The sequence below is a fragment of the Plantibacter sp. ME-Dv--P-095 genome (genome assembly GCF_030209365.1).
Lineage (GTDB): Bacteria > Actinomycetota > Actinomycetes > Actinomycetales > Microbacteriaceae > Plantibacter.
In genome coordinates, this window is sequence record NZ_JARVSB010000004.1 from 484,256 (window position 1) to 490,840 (window position 6,585).

At 66.4% G+C, this 6,585-nt stretch carries 8 protein-coding genes; 2 read left to right on the forward strand and 6 right to left on the reverse strand.

From position 1 onward, the window contains the following. Positions 1–55: 55 nt before the first annotated feature. The 3 genes from QRN26_RS07425 to QRN26_RS07435 all read right to left on the reverse strand — a co-directional run bounded on the left by QRN26_RS07425 (position 56) and on the right by QRN26_RS07435 (position 2,926). On the reverse strand, positions 56–664 hold the full coding sequence (locus QRN26_RS07425; protein ID WP_056006424.1) for a copper resistance CopC family protein: 609 nt from the start codon (positions 662–664) through the stop codon (positions 56–58). 417 nt (positions 665–1,081) lie between these two features. Further along, positions 1,082–1,699: a hypothetical protein gene (locus tag QRN26_RS07430; RefSeq protein WP_056006421.1), complete on the reverse strand. Its 618-nt coding sequence runs from the start codon at positions 1,697–1,699 to the stop codon at positions 1,082–1,084. Between the two features lie 243 nt (positions 1,700–1,942). Then, positions 1,943–2,926 carry an aldo/keto reductase gene (locus QRN26_RS07435; protein ID WP_285036057.1) on the reverse strand — a complete coding sequence of 328 codons (984 nt, stop codon included), beginning with the start codon at positions 2,924–2,926 and terminating at the stop codon, positions 1,943–1,945. Positions 2,927–3,014: 88 nt separating this feature from the next. Between QRN26_RS07435 and QRN26_RS07440 the strand changes: the two genes are divergently transcribed. Next, positions 3,015–3,437: a MerR family transcriptional regulator gene (locus QRN26_RS07440; protein ID WP_056006416.1), complete on the forward strand. Its 423-nt coding sequence runs from the start codon at positions 3,015–3,017 to the stop codon at positions 3,435–3,437. Between the two features lie 320 nt (positions 3,438–3,757). Here QRN26_RS07440 and QRN26_RS07445 read toward each other — a convergent pair whose 3' ends face one another. Then, positions 3,758–4,003, reverse strand: coding sequence for a hypothetical protein (locus QRN26_RS07445; protein ID WP_056006413.1), 246 nt, complete (start codon positions 4,001–4,003; stop codon positions 3,758–3,760). 293 nt (positions 4,004–4,296) lie between these two features. Beyond that, on the reverse strand, positions 4,297–5,142 hold the full coding sequence (locus tag QRN26_RS07450) for an NmrA family NAD(P)-binding protein (RefSeq protein ID WP_285036058.1): 846 nt from the start codon (positions 5,140–5,142) through the stop codon (positions 4,297–4,299). A gap of 55 nt (positions 5,143–5,197) precedes the next feature. On the opposite strand from QRN26_RS07450, the gene QRN26_RS07455 reads away from it, so the two are divergent. Beyond that, on the forward strand, positions 5,198–5,593 hold the full coding sequence (locus QRN26_RS07455) for a winged helix-turn-helix transcriptional regulator (RefSeq protein ID WP_285036059.1): 396 nt from the start codon (positions 5,198–5,200) through the stop codon (positions 5,591–5,593). Between the two features lie 126 nt (positions 5,594–5,719). Here the strand turns inward: QRN26_RS07455 and QRN26_RS07460 are convergent. After that, positions 5,720–6,585 (reverse strand): arsenic resistance protein (locus QRN26_RS07460; RefSeq protein WP_285036060.1); only part of this gene is annotated, 866 nt, incomplete at its 5' end.

Consider the following 6,585-nt stretch of genomic DNA (forward strand, 5'->3'; position numbering starts at 1 on the left):
CCTTTCTTGGTGGGATGCTGCTGGATCGGATGCTGGACGTGCGGTGGTGTTGTCGTCACTCTGATCGGGTTCCGGACGCGGCTGAGGGGCGGCGTTTGCGCCAGACGGTGAACGCCCAGAACGCGAGGACGGCGATCGCCGCGCCGCCGATCCCGATCAGTACTGGCCGGAGAGCCGCGGCGTCGTCTTCGGGGCCTGCCGTATCGGTCGCGGCTGCCGCGCTGGGTGAAGGTGTCGTCGTCGCGGGTGCGCTTTCGACGGGTGCGGCGTCACCGACGGTGAAGGGGATGAGCCCACTGATGGGGTGGCCGTCGGCGGAGACGACGCGCCAGCGGATCTCGTACGCACCGGTCGGGAGGGTGTCGTCGATGCGCGCGGTGACGTCGGAGCCGTTCAGGATCGGTTCGCCGGTGATCCAGTTGTGCTCGTCCTGGTCGACGAGCAGCACGATCGCGCCGATCGTCAGGACGCTGTCCGAGTACTGCAGGGTCACTTCCGTCGGCGACGCGTCGAGCGCCGCACCGTCGCCGGGCGTGCTCGCGAGGAGCTGGTCGTGCGCGGACGCCGGCGCGGCGCCGAGCGTGAGCGGTATGGCGACGGCCAGGACGCTTGCAGCGAGCAGCAGCGCAAGGCGTCTTAGGCGGGTTGGTGCGGGTGCTGTCACGGATGGTCCTTTCGAGGGGCCTGGTGTGGTCGTGATGCGGGCGGGACGGGCGTTGTCGTCTGCCCTGGTCCGCGCTCGGCTTCGAGGTCGCAGCGGTTCGCGGCACGTTCGTCACTCCGCAGTTACCGGAGGTGGCAAGGAGGCGCCGTCGACGCCGGCGCTCCACGCGATAACGCCGATGAACGCATGACCGACGAGGAGAGCCGGCAGGCTCAAACCCTGCGGCTCAGCTCACCGGGCGAACGTTGCGGCAACACGTGAAGGCGCAGCAGGCACGGGCGCGGACAAGGCGGCACTCAGGTGCGCGGCGCACCTGGACAACGAACGGCCGAGGCCAGTCGTCGATGGAGGTGTCCTATGCGCGCGCAGCGGTGATCGTCAACCGAGCGCACAGCTCAGCGAGGTCGTGCCGTGATGTCAGAGGAAGGACAGCGCCGGAGGTCCGCGCAGGGCGGTCGTCTCCGGATACACGCCGAGTGGGCGCAGGATCGGCATGTCGGTCCGGGGCGACACGCGCGCGGGTAGCGCCGGCGATGCCAGGGCCGCGAGGACGGCGGGCACCAGCCGTGTGAGCACGAACTCCTTGATCGCCGCGCCCGTTGACAGCAGCGTCTCCGCACGGTGGAGCGCGGCGATGGTCACGACGCCGGCGACGATGTGCGCGAGCCACATGCCGGCACCGCCGTGCCCGTCGTGCATCATCGGCATTGATGACACATCGAGGGTGACAGGCGATCCGTGGGAGAGATGACCGCTCGGCATCGCCATCGGAGGGCTGCCGTGGGTGGCGCCGAGCACGAAGAGTGTGTGGAACAGGACCTGACTCACCGCGACCGAGAGCGACAGGCGGATGATGGACAGCCGTCGGCCAGCCAGCAGCACGCAGACAAGCGTCGAGAACATCAGCGGCACGACGATGCCCAGAACGCCAGGCATGGAGCCCCCGCCGGCAATGTGCGACAGCAGCGCGACGAACGTCGAGAATGCCGCAGCGACCACACCACGAAGGGTGCGGATCGAGCGGGCGGACGACATGCGTTCATTGTCGCAGACGGGCACCGCAGGAACCGCTCCGAGCCATCCAGCTCGTATCCGACCCTGTTTGATCCTGCACGCTCGATCCGATGGCTTAGAGCCGGAATGACGCGTCGTAACATGGGTATCGGTCATATTCCCGAAGAGTTATCCACAGACAAGGAAGCCTCGATCGCGGTCTGAGAATTCACGATCCGAAACGCCCGCGGCACCTGGTCAGTGCCACGGGCGTTTGCGTATGGGTCAGCCTCGGTCTCGCGCCATCCCTGCTTCGGTGTTGCGGGTGCCGACGGCAATTCCGTGGGGTGAGGCCGCCTCGATCCGTTCGAGGTCGCTGGTGGTGAGCGCGATGTCCGTGGCGGCGACATTCTCCTCGACCCGGGATGCCTTCGTGGTGCCGGGAATGGGGACGGTGCCAGCCTGGATGAGCCACGCGAGAGCGAGCTGCGCGGTGGTAACGCCCTTCTCGTTGGCGATGACTCCGAGTGCATCGACGACGCGGAGGTTCGCATCGATGGCTTTGTCTGAGAACCGGGGAAGATTCCGGCGGGCGTCACCCTCGGGCAGGTCGTCTTTCCGGGTGACGGTGCCGGAGAGGAACCCACGGCCGAGCGGGGAGAACGGCACGAACCCGATGCCGAGCTCCGAAGCGGTGTCGAGGACGCCATTGTGCTCGGCGTCACGCTCGAAGAGGCTGTACTCAGACTGGATCGCGGTGATCGGGAACGTCACGTGCGCTCGTCGCAGGGTTTCTGCTGAGGTTTCTGAGACGCCGATGTATCGGGCCTTGCCTGCGGTGACGGCGTCGCTCATGGCACCGATGGTGTCCTCGATCGGCACGTTCGGGTCGGCGCGGTGCAGGTACCAGAGGTCGACATGGTCGGTGCCGAGGTGGCCGAGCGACCGGTCGATCGCGCGACGGGCGTGCTCCGGGGACCCGTCAAGGCCGATCGGGGTGCCATCGTCGGTGAAGTCTGTGGCGAACTTCGACGCGACGACCACCCGGTCCCGGTCGGCACCGAGAGCCCGGCCGAGCAGCTGCTCGTTCTCGAACGGCCCATACGCCTCTGCCGTGTCGAACAAGGTGATTCCGAGGTCGAGTGCTCGGCGGATGGTCTCGACGGAGCCGGCTTCGGTGGCGCCGCCATAGAAGGCGCTCATCCCCATGCACCCGAGTCCGAGCGCGGATGTGACGAGGCCTTGGGAGCCGAGAGGAATCTGCTGCATGCGTGTTCTCCGTTCACCGCCGGGTCGACCCGGACGACCCAACTCTCGACCCTGGTGCGCACACCATGTCAAGTGGGACACTCAGGGCATGCTGCTTCCCGAGGTCCACGTCGACGAGCCCGTCACGATCAGCGTCGCCGCTGAGCTGCTCGGCATCACGGTCGACACGATCCGCTACTACGAGAAGGAAGGCATCGCGCCCGCGCCCGGCCGTGGTCCGGACGGATGGCGTCGGTACGACACGGCTGCGCTGACTTGGCTCGCCGGAACGCTGATGCTCCGCGGCACAGGGATGAGCGTCCAGGAGATGCGCGAGTACGCGGCCGCGTACCGGGCCGGCGCTGACGATGCCGAACGACTGGCCCTCCTCGAAGAGCACCACGCGGCCGTCCTCGAGCGACAGGCCGAGGTTCAACGGCACCTCGCAGCGCTGGAACGCAAGATTGCCGCGTACCGCCAGGCCATTGCCACGACGAGTTCCAGCGCGCAGCCCGCGGCCCGAACGCGCTGACGGCACACGTATCTGGCCCCACGCACAACGGGTCTCGAGATGGCCCGGAGTGTGCTGAGAGCTACGCTGGGCGCGACAGGGCCCCGCCTGTCGCAGGTTCCTGGTCACACGCACACCGCGTGTTGGCCAGGAGCCGTTCTCAGCGCAGCGGACACCCGCTGGGCAGCCTGCAGCGTCGTGGTCGCCGGTATCGGTTCGCGGTCGCAACAGCTCCTTGCGCCCCGTGTGTGGCAGGCCTACTATCGCTCCCGACCGGGGCAGCGTTGCCAGTACGGATTCGGGTTCCGCGTGTGCCGCCCCGCCGTCTGTCCGCTGAGGCGCTATGAGAGGGTGCCCGGTTCGACCGTCGCTTCTCGGGTCAGCGCGGCGATCCACTGTGTGGTCGCGGCCGGGAAGTAGTAGCCGTCTGGCCAGCTCGTCACCCACGAGGAGCCGGAGGTGAGGCGCCCGCCGACACTGACGATTTCTGCTCGGGCGTCCGCGGGCAACGAGGACCCGTTGTGCTCGATCAGGTACTGCCGGGTGGTGGGTTTGAGTTTCGGCCACCACCGTTCGATGTTCATCATTGCTCCGCTCGTGTTGCACCGAATCACCGGCGCTGGTGAAACAGATGACCCGCCACTCAACGCTGAAGGGCGGGTCACTTGGTTTAGGCGCGGAGACTCTTGCCCCGCTGTCTCTCCGGACCCTAGCCATCCGATGCGGGCTCTCGCCGGGTGATGACCTCTTCGGAGCCTAGACCCAGCGAACACGCGGCGTCCGATCAGATTTGCGGCCGATACCGGAAACGATCGTTTCCGGTATGGACGCGAAAGTGGCGCCGGACCCATGGTCCAACGCCACCACATGTTCTGAGATCCTAAATCCCCATGTCACGAAGCCACTGTTGAACCGAACGGGGAGTGACGCCGAGCAGCGTCTGCGCGGACCGGGACTCTTCGATGCGCTCGTCGGGCATCGACCATCGTGCGTGGTACGACGCGATGACGGGCTCAACGCCCGCGGCTCCAAAGATGGGGGTGATCAGCCTCCCGTAGTCGTCGGGGTTCTGGCTCTCGAAGGTGACCGGCGCGTTCAGATGGGCCGAGAATCCTTCTGCGAGGTCGTCGCCGAGCAAGGCCGGCAGTGCACCTGCGGTGACAACGCCCTGCACGTCGACGTTGTCGGTGAGGAGCTTCACTGCGATGTCAGCCATATCCAGGTGGGAGATCCACGAGATGTCGTAGTCCTCACGGATCGGGTAGCGGAGCTTCCCCTCTGCGCGGGCGGGGTCGAGGGTGACTGGCAACAACAGGTTCTCGAGGAACGTCTTCGGCGCGATGACGGCGTAAGACACTCCTGACTCCTCCAGTCGGTCGTGGAGGATGCCGTGCGCAGTGCTGGTGCCATCGGGCAGGATCAGCGGGTAGCCGCTGGTCGAGAACACGACTCGCTTGGGGCGCACCTTCGCAACCGCGTCGCCGATCGCCGTCGCGAACGCTACCTGCTGGTCCGGGCTCCCCAGGGGCAGGTGAACGAAGACCCCGTCTGCGCCCTGGTATGCCTCCGCGAGGGACGCCGCCGAATCGAAGTCGACGGAGACAGTCTTTCCGTCGACTTTCGTCGTGTCGCGCACTGCCGCAATAGTGTCGTGGCCTGCTGCGTGCAGGAGGGAGAAGATGGGTGCGCCCTGAGCGCCCGTTGCACCATGAGTGATAAATGTCATGAGACCATTAGTGCATACGATGCACTAGTTACTTCAAGTGCACTAAGGAGGCATCTTGGGATTCACAGCACAGGCCTGGCCAGCGTGCGGGATCGCCCGATTTCTGTCGCTTCTTGAGGGGCCGTGGGCGACCTTGATCGTTCGAGAGCTGCTGGATGGGTCTCACCGTTTTGGCCAGCTGAAGGACGCACTTCCCGGGATCAGCGCTCACACGTTGACGGATCGGCTGCGCCGCTTCGAGACCTACGGGATCGTCACTCGGACCTCGTATCCGGAGATCCCTCCCCGAGTGGAGTACGAGCTCACCGACCTCGGCCAGGGCCTCCGGCCTGTCCTTGACGCGATGAACGCCTGGGCACTGACCGTTCCAGCAGCGGTAGACGAAGAAGATGCTGTCGCGTTCCCGGCATCCTGCACTGGTGTGGTTTACCAGCCGACCACGCACTCCTGACGCAGGGCGTAGCGGTCAGCTGAAAACGATTGTTTCTGAGCACTCGCCTGTTGGTCCGGTGCGGTTGGCGAAGTTCCGCACACTTCGGGTGCTCAGAACTTGTTGTCGAAACCCAACCTGCGAGGTTCAACTGACCGGTGTTCGCTCCCGAACCAGCCGAGGGACGAGTCGCACGAACACGACCATGCCGACCAGCTCTACGAGGGTCTGCGTGACGATCACCACGGGCGCAATCGCCAGCGACGCGGGTAGCGCGAGCGCGAGCGGGAGGACGACGAGGCTGTTCCGAGTGGCACCGCTGAACACCAGGGCTCGGGTTGCCGGGACGTCGAGGCCGAACAGGCGCCCGGCGCCCGTGCCGACGAATGCCATGACGATCAGGAACGCCGCGTACAGCGGCACGAGCACGAGCAGTTGCAGGGCCGCGGTGCTCACAGCTCCCGCTTGCGAGGCCACGACGGTGAAGAGCGTGGCGACCATCAGCGGCACCATGAGCGTCAGCATGGTGCGCTCGATCCCACGTCCGATCCGGTGCCGCTTGGCAAGCCGCTGCGTCACGGCGGCCGCGGTCAGCGGCAGCACGATGAGCAGCAGGAACGCGCGCACGAACGGGCCGAGCTCGACAGCCGCGACACCGCTGGGACCGATGAACAACAGCAGGTAGACCGGCAGCAGCAGGATCTGCGCGAGCATCAGTAGCGGAGCAGCCGCGAGCAGGCGCTCCGAGGCTCCTCCGGCGAGGCCGGCGAACACGATCACATAATCGATGCACGGCGTCAGCAGCACCAACAGCACCCCGAACAGCAGCGCCGGTTGATCCGCGACGAACCGCGACAGTCCGTAGGCGACGAGCGGCACGATGATGAAGTTCACCACGCCGACCGCGGCGAGGAACCGGACGTCGCGGAGCGAGCGGCCGATCGCGGCGAACGGCACCCCGAGGAACGTCGCGAACAGCAGTAGCGCGAGGACCGGCTCGATCGCCACTTCCA